This window comes from Lentzea sp. NPDC058450, from assembly GCF_042721395.1.
Classification (GTDB): domain Bacteria; phylum Actinomycetota; class Actinomycetes; order Mycobacteriales; family Pseudonocardiaceae; genus Lentzea.
Map to the genome: position 1 here is coordinate 33576 of NZ_JBHXLO010000015.1, position 15588 is coordinate 49163.

Consider the following 15588-nt stretch of genomic DNA (forward strand, 5'->3'; position numbering starts at 1 on the left):
GGTTGCGGTTTAGTGTCAGAGGGGTGTGGAAACGGGTCAGCGCTCTCGACAAGAAGCTCATGAGCTCCTCGGCTGCACTGCGTCCGAGCAGGCTCGACCGGGGTTTGAAGAGACTTTCCAAAGCCGCCAACCACAGTCTGCTGTGGTTCGTGATCGCGGCAATTCTGGCCGCGCGGAAAGGCCCGTTCCGGCGGGGTGCGCTGCGGGGTCTCGCGGCCATCGCCGGGGCCTCTGCCAGCGCGAACCTGGTCGGGAAGTCACTTTTCCCGCGCCGCCGGCCCGCCGCGGATCTGCTCGCGATGCCGCGCCGGCTGTCGAAGCGGCCGACGTCGTCGTCATTCCCGTCCGGTCACTCCGCGTCAGCGGCCGCTTTCGCCACGGCGGTGGCGCTGGAATCCCCCAAAGCAGGTGTGGTGGTCGCGCCGATCGCGGCCGCCGTGGCTTATTCACGCGTGCACACGGGCGTTCATTGGCCGACGGATGTCGCGGCCGGCGCTGCCGTGGGTGTCGGTGCGGCGTTCCTGACGCGACGGTGGTGGCCGCTCGGCCTGAACGAGCCCGCGTCGGCCTACGAACACGCCGACCTGACGTCGCTGCAGGACGGCGAGGGCCTGGTCGTGGTGGTCAACCCTTTCTCCGGCGTCGGTCCTGACCCGACGCCGCAGATCACCGAGGAGTGGCCCAAGGCGCGGGTCGTGTCGGTCGAGGAGATCGACGACCTGCCGGACGCGAAGGCGCTCGGCGTGGCCGGTGGCGACGGCACGGTGGCCGCCGTGGCCGCGGCCGCCGCCGAACGCGACCTGCCGATGGTGCTGATCCCGTCCGGCACGCTGAACCACTTCGCACGGGACGTCGGCATCACCGGGCTGCACGACACCGCGCAGGCCGTGGCGGACGGAGTGGGTGTGCGGGTCGACCTCGCGCAGGTCAACGACCAGTGGTTCGTGAACACCGCGTCGCTCGGCGGCTACCCGGACATGGTGCGGATCCGCGAGAAGCTGGAGAAGCGCTGGGGCAAGTGGCCGGCCGCCGCGATCGCGATGTTCCGCGTCCTGCAACGCGCGAAGCCTCTCGAGATGACCATCGACGGCGACAAGCACCTCGTGTGGATGCTGTTCGTGGGCAACGGGCCGTACCGGCCCAAGGGCTTCGCGCCGACCATGCGCCCGCGCCTCGACGACGGGCTGCTGGACGTCCGGTACGTCCGGGCGGACCGCAAGTACTCGCGCACCAGGTTCTTCATCGGCGCGCTCCTCGGCGCGTTGGAGCACTCGCGCATGTACACGCATCTCGAACTGGCGTCGTTGAACGTCGAGGTGCACGGCGCGCCCATCTCGATCGCGACGGACGGCGAGGTGCGCGAGAGGGCCAACCACTTCAAGTTCCGCTCGCGTGCGGCGGCTCTGGGCATCTACCGGCCCTGACCCACCAGCCATCGCACGTTCGACAATGCCGCTACGTGTTCGACATTGTCGAACGTGCGCAGCTAGAGTGGGGTGCGTGCCCGGACCCATTCAGTCCATCAAGCGAGCCGCGGAGGTCCTGAAGCTGCTCGCGCACGGCGGCGCGCACCAGCTGAGCGTCGGCGAGATCTCCCGCGCCCTCGACCTCGCGAAACCGACGGTCCACGGCATCCTGCGCACGTTGCAGGAGGTCGGGTTCGTCGAGCAGGAGGTCGAGGGCGGCAAGTACCGCCTGGGCGCGGCGCTGTTCCAGATCGGCACGAGCTACCTGGACGGCAACGAGCTGCGCGCCAAGGCGTTGAACTGGTCGGACACGCTCGCGATGCGCGCACGCGAGGCGGTCCGCATCGGCGTGCTGCACGGCAGGCACGTGCTGGTCGTGCACCACGTGTTCCGGCCGGACAACAGCCGGCAGACCCTCGACACCGGCTCGCTGCTGCCGTGGAACGCGACGGCCCTGGGCAAGGCGCTGGTGGCGTTCAGCGACGACTGGCCGGAGGGCGAGGAGATCACGCTCTTCACCCCGCACACGCTGAACACCGATCAGCTGGCCACCGCGATGCACGAGGTCCAGCGCCGCGACTGGGCCTACGACCTGCACGAACTGGTCGAGGGCGAGGCGTCGGTCGCGGCGCCGATCCGCGACCGGCGGGGCGTCGTCGTGGGTGCGATCGGCATCTCCGGTCCGGTCGAGCGGCTGTGCGACTCCCCCGACCTGCCGCCGCGCCTCGAGCTCGTGTCGTACGTACGTGAGGCAGCTCGCAGCGTTTCGAGGGAGCTCGGCGGCCTCTCCTGGTAGTAACCTGACACCGTTCGACATTGTCGAACGGCACAGAGAGGTGCTGACCAGGTGAGCTACATCGCTGCGATCGACCAGGGCACGACGTCGTCCCGGTGCATCGTGTTCGACCAGTCAGGCGGGATCGTGTCGGTCGCCCAGCGCGAGCACCGGCAGATCTTCCCGAAGCCGGGCTGGGTGGAGCACGACGCGACCGAGATCTGGACGAACGTCCAGGCCGTCGTGCGCGACGCCCTCTCTCACGCGTCGCTCACGTACGCCGACATCGCCGCGTTCGGCATCACCAACCAGCGCGAGACCACGGTCGTCTGGGACCGCGAGACCGGCGAGCCCGTGCACAACGCGATCGTCTGGCAGGACACGCGCACGGACGCGCTGATCAAGCAACTGGGCGACCAGGACAGGTTCCGCGAGCGCTCCGGCCTCCCCCTCGCCACGTACTTCTCCGGCCCGAAGCTCCGCTGGCTGCTCGACAACGTCGAAGGGCTGCGCGACAGGGCCGAACGCGGCGAGGTGCTGTTCGGCACCATGGACACCTGGCTGATCTGGAACCTGACCGGCCGGCACGTCACCGACGTGACCAACGCGTCGCGCACGATGCTGATGAACCTGGAGACCCTCGACTGGGACCCGGAGCTCATCGCCGCCATGGACGTGCCGCGCGCGATGCTCCCCGAGATCCGGTCCTCCTCCGAGGTGTACGGCAGCTACGAGGGCGTCCCCGTCGCGTCGGCACTCGGTGACCAGCAGGCCGCGCTGTTCGGCCAAACCTGCTTCGCGCCCGGCGAGGGCAAGTGCACGTACGGCACGGGCGCGTTCCTGCTGATCAACACCGGCGACCAGCCCGTGCACAGCCAGAACGGCCTGCTCACCACCGTCGGCTACCAGATCGGCGACCAACCGGCCGCGTACGCGCTGGAGGGCGCCGTCGCGGTCACCGGCGCGCTGGTGCAGTGGTTCCGCGACAAGGTCGGGCTCATCAGCTCGGCCGCGGAGATCGAGACCCTCGCCCGCACGGTCGACGACAACGGCGGCGCCTACTTCGTGCCCGCGTTCTCCGGCCTGTTCGCCCCGCATTGGCGAAGCGACGCACGCGGGGTCATCGCGGGCCTGACGGGTTACATCTCGCGCGGGCACCTCGCACGGGCCGTGCTGGAGGCATCGGCGTGGCAGACGCGTGAGGTCGTGGACGCGATGAACGCCGACAGCGGTGTGGACCTCACGACGTTGCGCGTCGACGGCGGCATGACGGCGAACAACCTGCTCATGCAGTTCCTGTCGGACGTGCTGGACGTGCCGGTGGTGCGTCCGATCGTGGCCGAGACGACGTGCCTGGGCGCGGCGTACGCGGCGGGACTCGCGGTGGGCTACTGGGGCTCCACCGACGAGCTGAAAGCCAACTGGCACAAGGCGGCCGAGTGGGAGCCGTCGATGGAACCGGCCGCCCGTGCGAAGGGCTACCGGAAGTGGAAGAAGGCGGTCGAGCGGACCGTCGGGTGGATGGACGAGGACGATGACTGACTCAGCACAACGCTCACGCGCTCGCGAAGAGCTCCAGCACGGCAGGTTCGACGTCGTCGTGATCGGCGGCGGCATCCTGGGCATCGCCACGACCTGGGCCGCGGCGCGGTCCGGCCTGCGCGTCGCCCTGGTCGAGAGCGGCGACTTCGCGGGCGCCACGTCGTCCGCGTCCTCGAAGCTCGTGCACGGCGGCCTGCGCTACCTCGCGATGGGCCCGTCGGCCGTGCCGATGGTGCACGAGAACCACAAGGAACGCCGTGCGCTGGGCGACCGCCTCGCGCCGCACCTGGTGCGCCCGCTGCCGTTCCTCGTCCCCGTCTACAAGGGCGGCCCGCACAGCCGGTTCGTGCTGGGAGCGGGCGTCACGTTGTACTCCGCGCTGTCGGGTTTCGGCGACGGCATGGGGAAGGTGCTGTCGGCGCGCAGGGCCGCGGAGTGGGTGCCTGACCTGCGCGCCGACGGTCTGCGCGGGGCCGCGATGTACTACGACCACCAGATGAACGACAGCCGCGTGGCGATCACCGCCGCGCGCGCCGCCGCCGAGGCCGGTGCCGTGCTGCTCAACCACATCTCGGTGGTGGGTCTGCGCAAGACCGGTGACCAGGTCACGGGCGTGGACCTGAAGGACGCCCTCGGCGAGTTCGGCGTGGACGCGAAGGTCGTCGTCAACGCCACCGGGCCGTGGCTGGACGTGCTGCGGCGCATGGAGGACCCGGCCGCCGCCCCGTCGATCCGCCTGTCCAAGGGCTCACACCTGGTGCTCCGGCAGACCTCGGAGTGGAAGGCCGCGCTGACGATCCCCGTCGACGACGTGCGCGTGTCGTTCGCCATCCCGTGGGAGGGTCACCTCCTCCTCGGCACCACTGACGAGGCGTACGACGGTGATCCGGCCGAGGTCGTGTGCACCGACGCCGACGTCGACCAGATCCTGAGCGAGGCGGGCACGGCCGTCACGGGCCTGGACCGTTCGCGCATCGCGTACACGTTCGCGGGCCTGCGGGTGCTGCCCGGTGGTCCCGGCGACACCTCCCACGCCAAGCGCGAGACCGTGATCACGGCGGGGTCCGGCGGCATGATCAGCGTGGCCGGCGGCAAGTGGACGACGTTCCGCAAGATCGGTGCCACCGTGCTGGCCAGGGTGAACTCGGAGCTCGGCCGCACGTTCGACGGCCCGCTGGACGGCGTCGCGCTGCCCGGATCGGCCCTGCCCGACACCGTCGGCTCGGTGCTGGGCCACGCCTACGACGCGCTGCCCGACGACGTGGTCCGCCACCTCGCCACGCACTACGGCACGACGTCGCACGAGGTCGTCGCCCTGGGCCTGGAGAACCCGGCGCTGCTGGAGCGCGTGCACCCGGACGGCCCGGACATCTGGGCGCAGGTCGAGCACGCGCGCCGCACCGAGTGGGCGTCCGAGGTGGACGACGTGCTGCGCCGCCGCACGACCGTGATGGTGCGCGGCCTCGACTCGCCCGAGGTGCGGTCGCGGGTGTCGGAGCTGCTCGCCTCCTAGCAACCCTCCCGACCCGTGCCGCTGCTCAGCGGTACGGGTCGGTGATCTCGCCGAGCATCTCCAGCGCCTCCCGCAGCTGCGTCATCCGCCGCCTGCCGAGGTGTTCCTCCCACTCCGCCTCGATCTTCGCGAGCTCGGCGTTCGCGACGGGCACGGCGTCGAGCGCCTTCGCGGTAACCTTCACCAGACGCGCCCTGCCGTCCGCCGGGTCGGGCACGCGCTCGACGTACCCGGCCTTCTCCAGCTGGTCCACCAGGAACCCCGCCGTCTGCTTGGTCACCTGCGCCGCCTCCGCGAGCACGGTCAGCCGGGTGCCTTCGGGATCGATCCGCATCAGCACGCGCGCCTGGGCCTGCGTCACGTCGAAGCCCGCCGCGTTGACCGCCGCCAGGACGCGGTTCTCCACGTCGCGGTTCGGGATGAAGAGCAGCAGGCCGATGTTCACGCGGACCCCCGTTGCTTTTGGTCAGAGACTCTGATTAAAGTAGTCAGTCTCTCGAACCAAATCAAGCGGGAGGCAGACCATGGACGAGACCCGGATCTGGCAGGTCGTCGCTGCCGAACGCGCGGCGACCGCGGACCTGCTGGCGGGCCTGAGCGACGCGCAGTGGGCCCACCCGTCGTTGTGCGCGGGCTGGACGGTCCGCGAGGTGGCCGCCCACCTGACGCTCGGGCCGCGGATGCGGATCGGCGCCACGCTGGGCGCGTTCGCGCGGGCCCGCGGGAGTTTCAACCGCATGGTCGACCAGACCGCCAGGGCCGAGGCGCGCAGACCTTCCGGCGAGATCGTGGCGAGCCTGCGCGACATCGCCGGGTCGCGTCGGCTCGCGCCCGGTCAGACGTTGCTGAACTGCCTGATGGACACGCTCGTGCACCCCCAGGACATCCGGCTGCCGCTGGGGATCGAACGGCCGATGCCGGTCGACGCCGCCGTCGCCGCGGCCGCCGACCTGTGGCGGATCGGGTTCCCGTTCCACGCGCGCCGCCGGTTCGCGGGGCACCGGCTCGTCGCGACCGACGCGGAGTGGTCCGCGGGCGAGGGCGCCGAGATCAGCGGGCCGATCGAGGCGCTGGTGATGCTGCTCGCCGGGCGCACCGCGACGATTCCGCGACTCACCGGCATCACGGCCTGAGGTCGCGCACCACCCTCCGGCACACGTGCACGCGCTCGAACCGTTGGCGCATCTCGGCTTCCCGTTCGATCCGGGCGTGCAGCACGGCGCCGGACACCACGAGCCCGTGCCTCGCGATCACGGCCGTGTCGACCTCGTCGATGGACGCGTGGATCCGCACGTAGGCCTCGGCCTTCACGAACCCGTTGCGCGCGAACCAGTCCAGAGCGACCCCGTCCTCCAGGATCCACGCGTCGAGGCTGCGCACCCCGCACCGTTCCAGCCGCGCGACCGCCTCCTCCAGCAACGCCGTCGCGATCCCGGCGCCCTGGTGGTCCGGGTGCACGACCACGGTCTCGATCGTGGCCTCGCCGGCGGGCACCGTCACGTCCAGGATCCCCTCCACCACACCGGCTTCCAGCGCGACGAGTTCGAGATCCGTGCGGCGCTTGGACTGCCACACGTCGTCGTAGTAGTTCGTCTCCAGCAGCCCGAGGACCCGGCACCTCAGCCACGAGGCCTCGTCCGCCGGTTCGTAGCTCCTGATCTCCGCGGGCAGTCCCGGCGTCACCCCGGCCCGGCCCGATGTTCCCAGCAAGTGCACTTCCCCAGTTCGTTTCCCCGTGGCGTCGACCACGACGTCCCCCAAGTTCACCTGACCTCAGCCGGACGTCTCCGGCACTGTCCAGGGTTCCTGATGCGAGGCCTGCCCGCACGTGCGTTCGAACGGTCACCGTTGCCAGGAACATACTCAGTATGCATACTCAGTAGGTATGTCGGTCAAACACGGTCTGCTGGCGCTGCTGAAGCGCGGACCCATGTACGGCTACCAGCTGCGCGCGGCCTTCGACTCGGCCACCGGCGGCACGTGGCCGTTGAACATCGGGCAGGTCTACACGACGTTGTCCCGCCTGGAACGCGACGACCTGGTGGCGGCCCTCCCGGAGAGCGAGGGCCAGCGCCCCTACGAGCTCACCGACCTGGGCCGCGACGAGCTGAAGAAGTGGTTCGCCACGCCCGTCCAGCGCGCCGACCGCCCGCGCGACGAGGTGGCCATCAAGCTCGCGCTGGCGATCACCACGCCGGGCGTCGACGTGGCCAAGGTCGTGATGACGCAACGCACCGCCACGATGCGCACGCTGCAGGAGTACACCCGGCTCAAGACCCAGCCGGCCGACCTGCCGTGGCTCCTCGTGCTGGACGCGATGATCTTCCAGGCCGAGGCCGAGCTGCGCTGGCTGGACCACTGCGAGACCAGTCTCCTGCGCCACACCCCCGCCCCCGCGCCCATGGCGACGGACGTCGAGGTGCCGAGATGACCGCGCTCGAGCTCCGCGACGTCCACCGCGTGCACGGCACCGGCGAGACGCGGGTCAACGCTCTCAACGGCATCTCGCTCACCGTCGCCCCCGGCGAACTGGTGGCGATCATGGGCCCGTCGGGGTCGGGCAAGTCGACGCTGCTGAACCTCGCGGGCGGCCTCGACAGCCCCACCAGCGGCGAGGTGCTCGTCGACGCGACGAGCCTCCAGTCGTTGTCCCGCAAGCAACTCGCGGCCTGGCGCCGCAAGCGGATCGGCTACGTCTTCCAGGACCTCAACCTGATCGCGAGCCTGACCGCCGCCGAGAACGTGGCGCTGCCGCTGGACCTCGACGGCGTCCGCAGATCCCGTCAGCAGGCCGAGCAGGCACTGTCCGAAGTGGACCTGGACGGCTACGCCGACCGGTTCCCGGACGAGATGTCCGGCGGCCAGCAGCAACGGGTCGCCATCGCGCGGGCCCTGATCGGCGAACGCCGCCTCGTGCTGGCCGACGAACCCACCGGCGCCCTCGACTCCCGCACCGGTGAGACCGTCCTGCGCCTGCTGCGCGCCAAGGTGGACGCCGGCGCCGCGGCCGTGCTGGTCACCCACGACGCCCGGCACGCGGCCTGGGCGGACCGGGTCGTCTTCCTGCGCGACGGCGTGGTGGTCGACGTGTCGTCCTGCGACCAGCCAGAAGAACTGCTGAGCACCCCGTGAGCGGCTGGCGCGCGGCACTGCGCATCGCCCGGCGCGAGGCCCGCAGGTCGGCAGGCCGTTCGGCGCTCGTGATCGCCCTGATCGCGGTCCCGGTGGCGGCCCTGTCGTTCGCGGCGATCGTCCAGGACTCCACCACCCCGACGCCGACCGAGGACGCGAACCTCCGCATGGGCGCCGCCGAGGCGTTGGTGAGCTGGCCCTACCGCGGCCCGGTGATCCAGCAGCCCACCAGGGACTTCGCGATTCCCACCACCAACACCGAGGGCGAGGAGCCGTCCGAGACCCGGCTGCGCGCTCTGCTCCCCGGCTCAAACCTGGTGCCGGTGGACCGCGGCGGCGTCAACATCCGCACCACCGCGGGCGTGGGCCGCGCGGGCGTGCGCATGCTCGACCTGGCGAACCCGCTCACCCAGGGCATGATCACGCTGCTGGAGGGCCGGGCGCCCGCGTCGGCGGGCGAGGTCGCGTTGTCCCGCAAGGCGCTGGACCGCACCGGTACCCAGGTCGACGGCACCCTGACCACCGAGGACGGCCGCACGTTCCGGGTCGTGGGCGCGATCGAGGAACCGGACCGGCTCGACAACACCACCGTCGTGGCGCTGCCCGGCACGTTCGACGCCACCGACCGCGCGTGGCTGGCCACGACCCCGCTCAGCTGGTCGAAGGTCAAGGACCTCAACAGGTCCGGCATCGCCGTCCTCTCCCGCGAGGTCCTGAACAACCTGCCGCCGCGGTCCGAGCTCTACCCGGAACTCCCCGACTCGAACGAGCTGACGGCGGACATCCTCATCCTGGTGGCAGGCCTGGCCGTCCTGGAGATGTCCCTGCTGGCGGGCTCGGCCCTGGCCGTAGGAGCCCGCCGCCGCAAACGCGATCTGGCCCTGATCGCGGCCGTGGGCGGCTCCCCGTCGCACGTCCGGCGGGTCGTCCTGGCCGACGGCGTGGTCATGGGCACCGCGGCGGCCCTGGGCGGCGTCCTGCTGGGCGTCCTCGCGTCCGTCGCCGCCCGCCCGCTGGTCGAATGGCTGCTGGCAGAACGCTTCGCCGCGCAACGCTTCTTCCCGTCGGCCCTGGCCGCACTGGCCCTGCTGGCGATCATCACCGGCGTCCTGGCCGCGCTGGTCCCGGCGTGGATCTCGTCCCGCCAGGACGTCGTGACCGCGCTGGCGGGCAGGCGAGGCATCACGCGTTCCCGCCGCCGCTGGTTGCTGCTCGGCCTGATCCTCATCGCCACCGGCGTGGCGGCCGGGGTGCTCAGCGCGATCAACATGCTGCTGCCGGGCATCCTGGTCGCCCTGATCCTCACCGAGGTGGGCCTGGTCCTCTGCACCCCGTCCCTGCTGGGTCTGCTGGCCCGCGCGGGCAGATGGCTCCCGGTGCCGCTCCGCATAGCCCTGCGCGACGCCTCCCGCAACCGAACAGCGGCGGCCCCGGCCATCTCCGCCGTGATGGCAGCGGTGATCGGCTCGGTGGCCGTGAGCGTCATGCTCACCTCCCAATCCCAGCAGGAGGCCTCCCAGGTCGCCGGCGGCATGGGCGACGTGACCGTCTACCGCCTGGACGACCTGACGAAGTCGACCACGAACCCGATCCCTGCTTCCGTCACCACCGCACTGCGCAACACCATGCCCACAGCCGAAACCCACGAACTCAAGCTCCTCTCGTGCGACGGCGGCCCGTGCTTCGCCCACCTGCGCCCACCACCGGCGCGCGAGTGCCCGTACACCCTCGACGTACTGCACCGGGACCCCACGGAGTCCGAACAACAACAGGCCCTGGCCGACCCCCGCTGCACCGGCGTGAACAGAACCCACCGCTACTTCGGCATCTACACCACCCCGAACGGCTTCCTGGTGGTAGCGCCCCCGGCATCCGTCCAGTCGCTGCTGAACCTGACGCCGTCCGAAGCCGCCACGGCCGCCGCGGCCCTGCAAGCGGGCAAGATCGTCGTCAACGACCCGTCCCTGGTGGAGAACGACAAAACCCTCCTGGCAACGGGCACGAACGCCACCACCACCGAAGCCCCGGCCTACGCAACACCTTCTTCGGGCGGCGCCCCTCTAGCCGTGATGACCGAACAAACCGCACGCGCGTTGGGCTACAACGTCTCAACGTTCACCATGTACGCCACCACAACCCGAATGCCCACAGACTCCGAACAGGAGGCCCTGACGGCAGCCCTGGGCGGCGAGTACGAGGTGACAGTCACCCGCCCCACGGAATCCGACGTCCAACAAGCACTGACGATCCTCGGCCTGGTGGCAGGCGTGATCACCCTCGCGGCAGCAGCCCTGGCCACGGGCCTCGCAGCAGCAGACGGCCGCCGGGACCTGACGACGCTCGCCGCAGTAGGAGCCACACCCACCCTCCGCAAACTCCTGTCCCTGAGCCAGGCGGGAGTGATCGCGGGCCTGGGCGGCCTCCTGGGCACCACAGCGGGCACCGCCTCAGCCCTGGCCCTGCTGGCAGCGCTGAACCAGGGCTACCGAAACATCTGGCCGCAACCAGACCTCAACCCGCTGACAATCCCTTGGCCCACCATAGGAATCTCCCTTCTGCTGGTCCCGGCGGTGGCGATGCTGGGCGCGGCCCTCTTCACCAGATCCCGCCTCCCGATCGAACGCCGCGAATAAGCTCCGACCATGACCACCTTCGCGATCGCGCACGGAGGGGGCGACGTGGGTTGGTCCTGGCACCTGGTAGTGAACGAACTCCAGGCCCAGGGCCACACCGCGGTAGCCCCGGACCTCCCCATCGAGGACGACACCAAGTCCCTGACCGACTGGGCCACCGCCCTAACAGACGCCCTGCCGTCCACAGAAGACGTGGCAATCGTGGGCCACTCCTTCGGCGGCCTGGTGGCCTCAATAGCCGCAGCCCGCCTCAACGCCCGCCTGATCTACGTCACGGCAATGCTCCCGGCCGTAGGCGAAACCCCAGGCGACTGGTGGACGAACACGGGCTACGAGGACTCGGGCCTGGAGGACCAGTTCTTCCACGACGTCCCACCAGACCTGGTGGCAGAAGCCCAAAAACGCGAACGGGGCATGTCCGAGGCGAGCATGGCAACACCATGGCCACTGGACGCCCTACCGCAGGTGCCGACCCACTTCGTGCTGTGCACAGAGGACAGGTTCTTCACACCGACGTTCATGCGCAAGGTGGTGGCAGACCGCCTGCCGGGAGTCACGCCAGTGGAACTGGCCGCAGGCCACTGCGCCGCACTGAGCAAACCGAAAGAACTGGCAGCCCTGCTGATCGCCTGCGCAGGCTGACGCAAGGCACCGCGAAGCCGAAGGCGAGCCCGAAACTCCTAGCTCATCACAGAAGCGGTGTGGTGACGTGCCCGCCCAACTCAGCCACGCACAAACGAGATTGGGGCTTGACTTTGGGTGCGAGGTGCTAACCTCGCGGATCGGCCGGGCGCTTTTCAGCCCGGCTTTTACGGCCGATGAGCGCCTCGCAAGGGCCCCGAAGTCAAGCCCCAATCTCTATCGTCGCGCAGCGGCGATGACTCGACCACGCTCGTCAAAGTCTTTGCACCAAACGCAACCACCGCACTGGCGACATGCAAAGGCCCCCAGGGCGAACCCCAGGGGCCAAAGCGTCAAACCAAGCTACTTCGAAGCGTCGTCAGACGGATCCGCAGGCAACTCAACGTCCTCAACAGCCTTGCCATCCTTCTCAGCAGCAGGCATCAAGGCGTCCAAAGCAGCCCCGGCGATCCGCCGGAAAGCCCGGCGAGGCCGAGCCCGCTCCAACACCGCCACCTCCAACTTGGCGGCCGGCAACAACTCAGCCGACCCGTTCCCAGTGGAAGGCGACCCAGCCGACAGTGCCCGAACCGCGACCGGCACGGCCTCGGCCAAGGTGAGCCCGTCCGCGAACGCCTCTTTCAACGCCGTGTTGGCGGCATCGACGGTGCCACCCATCACGATGTACTGAGGTTCGTCCACAATGGACCCGTCATAGGTCAGCCGGTACAACGTGTCCGAAGCGGACGAGTCCCCGACCTCGGCCACGCAGATCTCCACCTCGAACGGCTTGATCTGCTCGGTGAAGTAGGTGCCCAGCGTGGTCGCGTACACGTTCGCGAGAGAACGGGACGTCACGTCGCGCGGGTCGTTCTGGTAGCCGCGGACGTCGGCGAACCGGATGCCCGCCTGGCGCAGGTTCTCGAACTCGCTGTAGCGGCCGACGGCGGCGAAGCCGATGCGGTCGTAGATCTCCGAGACCTTGTGCAGCGTGCTGGACGGGTTCTCCGCTACGAACAGAATCCCGTCGGCGTACTTCAGCACGATGACGCTGCGACCCCTGGCGATGCCCTTGCGGGCGTACTCGGAGCGGTCGCGCATCACCTGCTCTGCCGATGCGTACAGCGGCATCGTCATGGGTGGTGCTCCTGACGTCGAACGTGTGGGGGGACTCAGCCTGCGGGACGAGCTCGACGGCCTTCGACGACCGCGTCCGCGACCGTGGAGACCTGCGACTCCGGCACCTCGACGGCACCGTCGGCGCCGTTGATGGTGACCACGACCGGGTAGAGGCGGCGGACCGGGTCCGGGCCGCCGGTGGCCGAGTCGTCGTCGGCCGCGTCGTACAGCGCCTCGACCACGGAGCGGATGGCCGTGTCGACGTCGGCGTCCGGGTCGTAGAGCTTCTTCAGCGCCGACTTGGCGAAGAGGGAGCCCGAGCCCACGGCCTGGTAGCCCTGCGACTCCTCGTAGCGGCCGCCGGTGACGTCGTAGGACACGATGCGGCCGGCGCGGTCGGGATCTGCGGCCGAGGTGTCGAAGCCCGCGAAGAGGGGCACCACGGCGAGGCCCGCCATGGCGGCGTCGAGGTTGCCCCTGATCATGGCGGAGAGGCGGTTCGCCTTGCCGTCGAGCGACAGGGGCACGCCCTCGATCTTCTCGTAGTGGCGCAGCTCCACCGTGTACAGGCGCACGATCTCGATCGCGATGCCCGCCGTGCCCGCGATGCCGACGGCCGAGTGGTCGTCGGTCACGAAGACCTTCTTCATGTCGCGCTGGGCGATGACGTTGCCCATGGTCGCGCGCCGGTCACCGGCGATCACGACACCACCCTTGTAGGTGGCCGCGACGATCGTCGTCCCGTGCGGGGCCTGGATCGTCCCCTCCGGGAGCTTCCGGGCGCTCGGCAGCATGTCGGGTGCCTGGGCCCGCAGGAAGTCCGTGAACGACGACGAGCCCGGCGTGAGGTACGCCGAGGGCAGCGCCGCGGCCGGGTAACGCCCGGTCGAGCTGTTGTCCATGTGTTGGTTGTTCTCCCGTCCCCGAGGTGGTCCGCAGGCCCCCGAAGGCCTACTGACCGCCCTTCTGCACGTAGGCGCGGACGAAGTCCTCCGCGTTCTCTTCCAGCACGTCGTCGATCTCGTCGAGGATCGCGTCCACGTCCTCGCCGAGCTTCTCGCGGCGTTCCTGACCGGCTCCGGCGGCGTCGTCCGCACCGTCGTCGCCGTCGCCACCGCCCTGGCGCTGCTTCTGTTCCTGGGACATCTCGGCCTCCCACTGACTCGCCTGACAAGAACACTACCCAGCGGCACCGACAAAAATCCTGAGCCACTCGGGTAGACGATCACCCGCGAGTCAGCGCGTCCACCAGCTGCTCGGCGGTGTCAGAGGCCTCCAGAAGGGCTCCGACGTGCGCTTTCGTCCCGCGAAGGGGCTCCAGCGTCGGGATTCGCACGAGGGACTCTCGACCGAGATCAAAGATCACCGAGTCCCACGACGCGGCCGCGACGGAGGTCGGGTAGCGCTCCAGGCACCGGCCGCGGAAGTACGCACGCGTGTCCTCCGGCGGCGTGGTGATGGCCGCGCGGACCTCCTCCTCGCTCACGAGGCGCTTCATCGAGCCGCGCGCGACGAGACGGTTGTAGAGGCCCTTGTCGAGCCGCACGTCGGAGTACTGCAGGTCGACCAGGTTGAGCCGGGCCGCGCCCCACTCCAGGCCGTCGCGCTGCCGGTAGCCCTCGAGCAGGCGCAGCTTGGCGACCCAGTCGAGCCGGTCGGCGCACTCGGACGGGTCGCGGGCCAGCGCGTCGAGCACCTCGCCCCAGATCCGCAGGACGTCGCGGTCGCCGACGCCCTCCTTCTCGACGAACGCGAGCGCGCGCTCGTGGTAGGCGAACTGCACGTCGAGGCCGGTGAACTTGCGCCCGCCGGTCATCTCGACCTTGGTCTTCAACGTCGGGTCGTGGCTGATCTGGTGCACCGCGCGCACCGGGTCGACCATGCGCAGGTCGTCGAACCGCTGCCCGGCCTCGATCATGTCGAGCACCAGCGAGGTGGTGCCGACCTTGAGGAACGTGGAGTACTCGGCCAGGTTCGCGTCACCGATGATGACGTGCAGGCGGCGGTACTTGTCCGCGTCCGCGTGCGGTTCGTCGCGGGTGTTGATGATGCCGCGCTTGAGCGTCGTCTCGAGGCCGACCTCGACCTCGATGTAGTCCGAGCGCTGCGAGAGCTGGTAGCCGGACTCCTCGCCGGACTGCCCGATGCCCACGCGGCCGGAGCCGGTCACGACCTGGCGCGACACGAAGAACGGCGTCAGGCCGGCGATGACGGCCGTGAACGGCGTCGACCGCTGCATCAGGTAGTTCTCGTGCGTGCCGTACGACGCGCCCTTGCCGTCGACGTTGTTCTTGTAGAGCTGCAGCCGGGGCTGGCCGGGCACGGACGCCGCCTTGATCGCGGCCTCCTCCATCACCCTCTCCCCCGCCTTGTCCCAGATCACCGCGTCCCGCGCGTTGGTGACCTCGGGGGCCGAGTACTCGGGGTGCGCGTGGTCGACGTAGAGCCGCGCGCCGTTGGTGAGGATGACGTTCGCCGCGCCCAGGTCCTCCACGTCGGAGTCGGCCGGGTGACCACCGGGCGAACCCAGGTCGAACCCGCGCGCGTCGCGCAACGGCGACTCCACCTCGTAGTCCCAGCGCGCCCGCCTGGCGCGCGGTATGTCCGCCGCCGCCGCGTACGCAAGAACCACCTGTGTCGAAGTGAGCACCGGGTTCGCGGTCGCGTCGCCCGGCACCGCGATGCCGTACTCGACCTCGGTTCCCATGATCCGCCGCATGCGCAACACCTTATGACCTGACCCCGGCAAAAGCGTGTGGGGAGCCTCGCGTTGAAGCTCCCCACACC

15 protein-coding genes are annotated in these 15588 nt (G+C 69.9%); 9 read left to right on the forward strand and 6 right to left on the reverse strand.

Going from position 1 to position 15588, the window contains the following annotated elements; all coding sequences use genetic code 11:
• Positions 1 to 59: 59 nt before the first annotated feature.
• The 4 genes from ACFWNN_RS23220 (at position 60) to ACFWNN_RS23235 (ending at position 5296) form a co-directional block, all read left to right on the forward strand.
• Entirely contained in the window at positions 60 to 1424 is a 1365-nt protein-coding gene (locus ACFWNN_RS23220) for a bifunctional phosphatase PAP2/diacylglycerol kinase family protein (protein WP_382442188.1), read from the forward strand.
• Between the two features lie 76 nt (positions 1425 to 1500).
• Positions 1501 to 2262 carry an IclR family transcriptional regulator gene (locus ACFWNN_RS23225; protein WP_382442017.1) on the forward strand — a complete coding sequence of 254 codons (762 nt, stop codon included), beginning with the start codon at positions 1501 to 1503 and terminating at the stop codon, positions 2260 to 2262.
• 51 nt (positions 2263 to 2313) lie between these two features.
• On the forward strand, positions 2314 to 3783 hold the full coding sequence (gene glpK / locus ACFWNN_RS23230; protein ID WP_382442018.1) for a glycerol kinase GlpK: 1470 nt from the start codon (positions 2314 to 2316) through the stop codon (positions 3781 to 3783).
• Complete coding sequence (locus ACFWNN_RS23235; protein ID WP_382442019.1) at positions 3776 to 5296, forward strand: FAD-dependent oxidoreductase; 1521 nt, start codon at positions 3776 to 3778, stop codon at positions 5294 to 5296. Before glpK ends, ACFWNN_RS23235 begins: the two co-directional genes overlap by 8 nt.
• A 25-nt stretch (positions 5297 to 5321) precedes the next feature.
• Here ACFWNN_RS23235 and ACFWNN_RS23240 read toward each other — a convergent pair whose 3' ends face one another.
• Positions 5322 to 5741, reverse strand: a complete 420-nt coding sequence (locus ACFWNN_RS23240; RefSeq protein ID WP_382442020.1) for a MarR family winged helix-turn-helix transcriptional regulator — start codon at positions 5739 to 5741, stop codon at positions 5322 to 5324.
• Between the two features lie 79 nt (positions 5742 to 5820).
• Between ACFWNN_RS23240 and ACFWNN_RS23245 the strand changes: the two genes are divergently transcribed.
• Positions 5821 to 6429, forward strand: coding sequence for a maleylpyruvate isomerase family mycothiol-dependent enzyme (locus tag ACFWNN_RS23245; RefSeq protein WP_382442021.1), 609 nt, complete (start codon positions 5821 to 5823; stop codon positions 6427 to 6429).
• On the opposite strand, the gene ACFWNN_RS23250 is transcribed toward ACFWNN_RS23245, so the two are convergent.
• Positions 6419 to 7006 (reverse strand): GNAT family N-acetyltransferase, encoded by a 588-nt coding sequence (locus ACFWNN_RS23250; protein ID WP_382442022.1) that lies wholly within the window; start codon positions 7004 to 7006, stop codon positions 6419 to 6421. The genes ACFWNN_RS23245 and ACFWNN_RS23250 overlap by 11 nt on opposite strands.
• A 175-nt stretch (positions 7007 to 7181) precedes the next feature.
• Between ACFWNN_RS23250 and ACFWNN_RS23255 the strand changes: the two genes are divergently transcribed.
• The 4 genes from ACFWNN_RS23255 to ACFWNN_RS23270 are packed head-to-tail and all read left to right on the forward strand — an operon-like array spanning position 7182 to position 11703.
• Positions 7182 to 7727 (forward strand): PadR family transcriptional regulator, encoded by a 546-nt coding sequence (locus ACFWNN_RS23255; RefSeq protein WP_382442023.1) that lies wholly within the window; start codon positions 7182 to 7184, stop codon positions 7725 to 7727.
• Complete coding sequence (locus tag ACFWNN_RS23260) at positions 7724 to 8428, forward strand: ABC transporter ATP-binding protein (RefSeq protein ID WP_382442024.1); 705 nt, start codon at positions 7724 to 7726, stop codon at positions 8426 to 8428. The genes ACFWNN_RS23255 and ACFWNN_RS23260 overlap by 4 nt, the downstream gene beginning before the upstream one ends.
• Complete coding sequence (locus tag ACFWNN_RS23265; RefSeq protein ID WP_382442025.1) at positions 8425 to 11061, forward strand: FtsX-like permease family protein; 2637 nt, start codon at positions 8425 to 8427, stop codon at positions 11059 to 11061. Before ACFWNN_RS23260 ends, ACFWNN_RS23265 begins: the two co-directional genes overlap by 4 nt.
• A gap of 9 nt (positions 11062 to 11070) precedes the next feature.
• A complete protein-coding gene (locus ACFWNN_RS23270; RefSeq protein WP_382442026.1) occupies positions 11071 to 11703 on the forward strand; it encodes an alpha/beta fold hydrolase in 633 nt (210 codons plus the stop codon).
• Between the two features lie 342 nt (positions 11704 to 12045).
• Here the strand turns inward: ACFWNN_RS23270 and prcA are convergent, their stop codons facing one another.
• The 4 genes from prcA to dop form a co-directional block, all read right to left on the reverse strand.
• Positions 12046 to 12819, reverse strand: coding sequence for a proteasome subunit alpha (prcA, locus tag ACFWNN_RS23275; RefSeq protein ID WP_382442027.1), 774 nt, complete (start codon positions 12817 to 12819; stop codon positions 12046 to 12048).
• 35 nt (positions 12820 to 12854) lie between these two features.
• Entirely contained in the window at positions 12855 to 13703 is an 849-nt protein-coding gene (prcB, locus tag ACFWNN_RS23280; protein ID WP_382442028.1) for a proteasome subunit beta, read from the reverse strand.
• Positions 13704 to 13752: 49 nt separating this feature from the next.
• A complete protein-coding gene (locus ACFWNN_RS23285; protein ID WP_030471529.1) occupies positions 13753 to 13947 on the reverse strand; it encodes a ubiquitin-like protein Pup in 195 nt (64 codons plus the stop codon).
• Positions 13948 to 14026: 79 nt separating this feature from the next.
• The gene (dop, locus tag ACFWNN_RS23290; RefSeq protein WP_382442029.1) at positions 14027 to 15520 is read right to left on the reverse strand and encodes a depupylase/deamidase Dop; all 1494 of its coding nucleotides are present in this window, start codon (positions 15518 to 15520) and stop codon (positions 14027 to 14029) included.
• Positions 15521 to 15588: the final 68 nt, after the last annotated feature.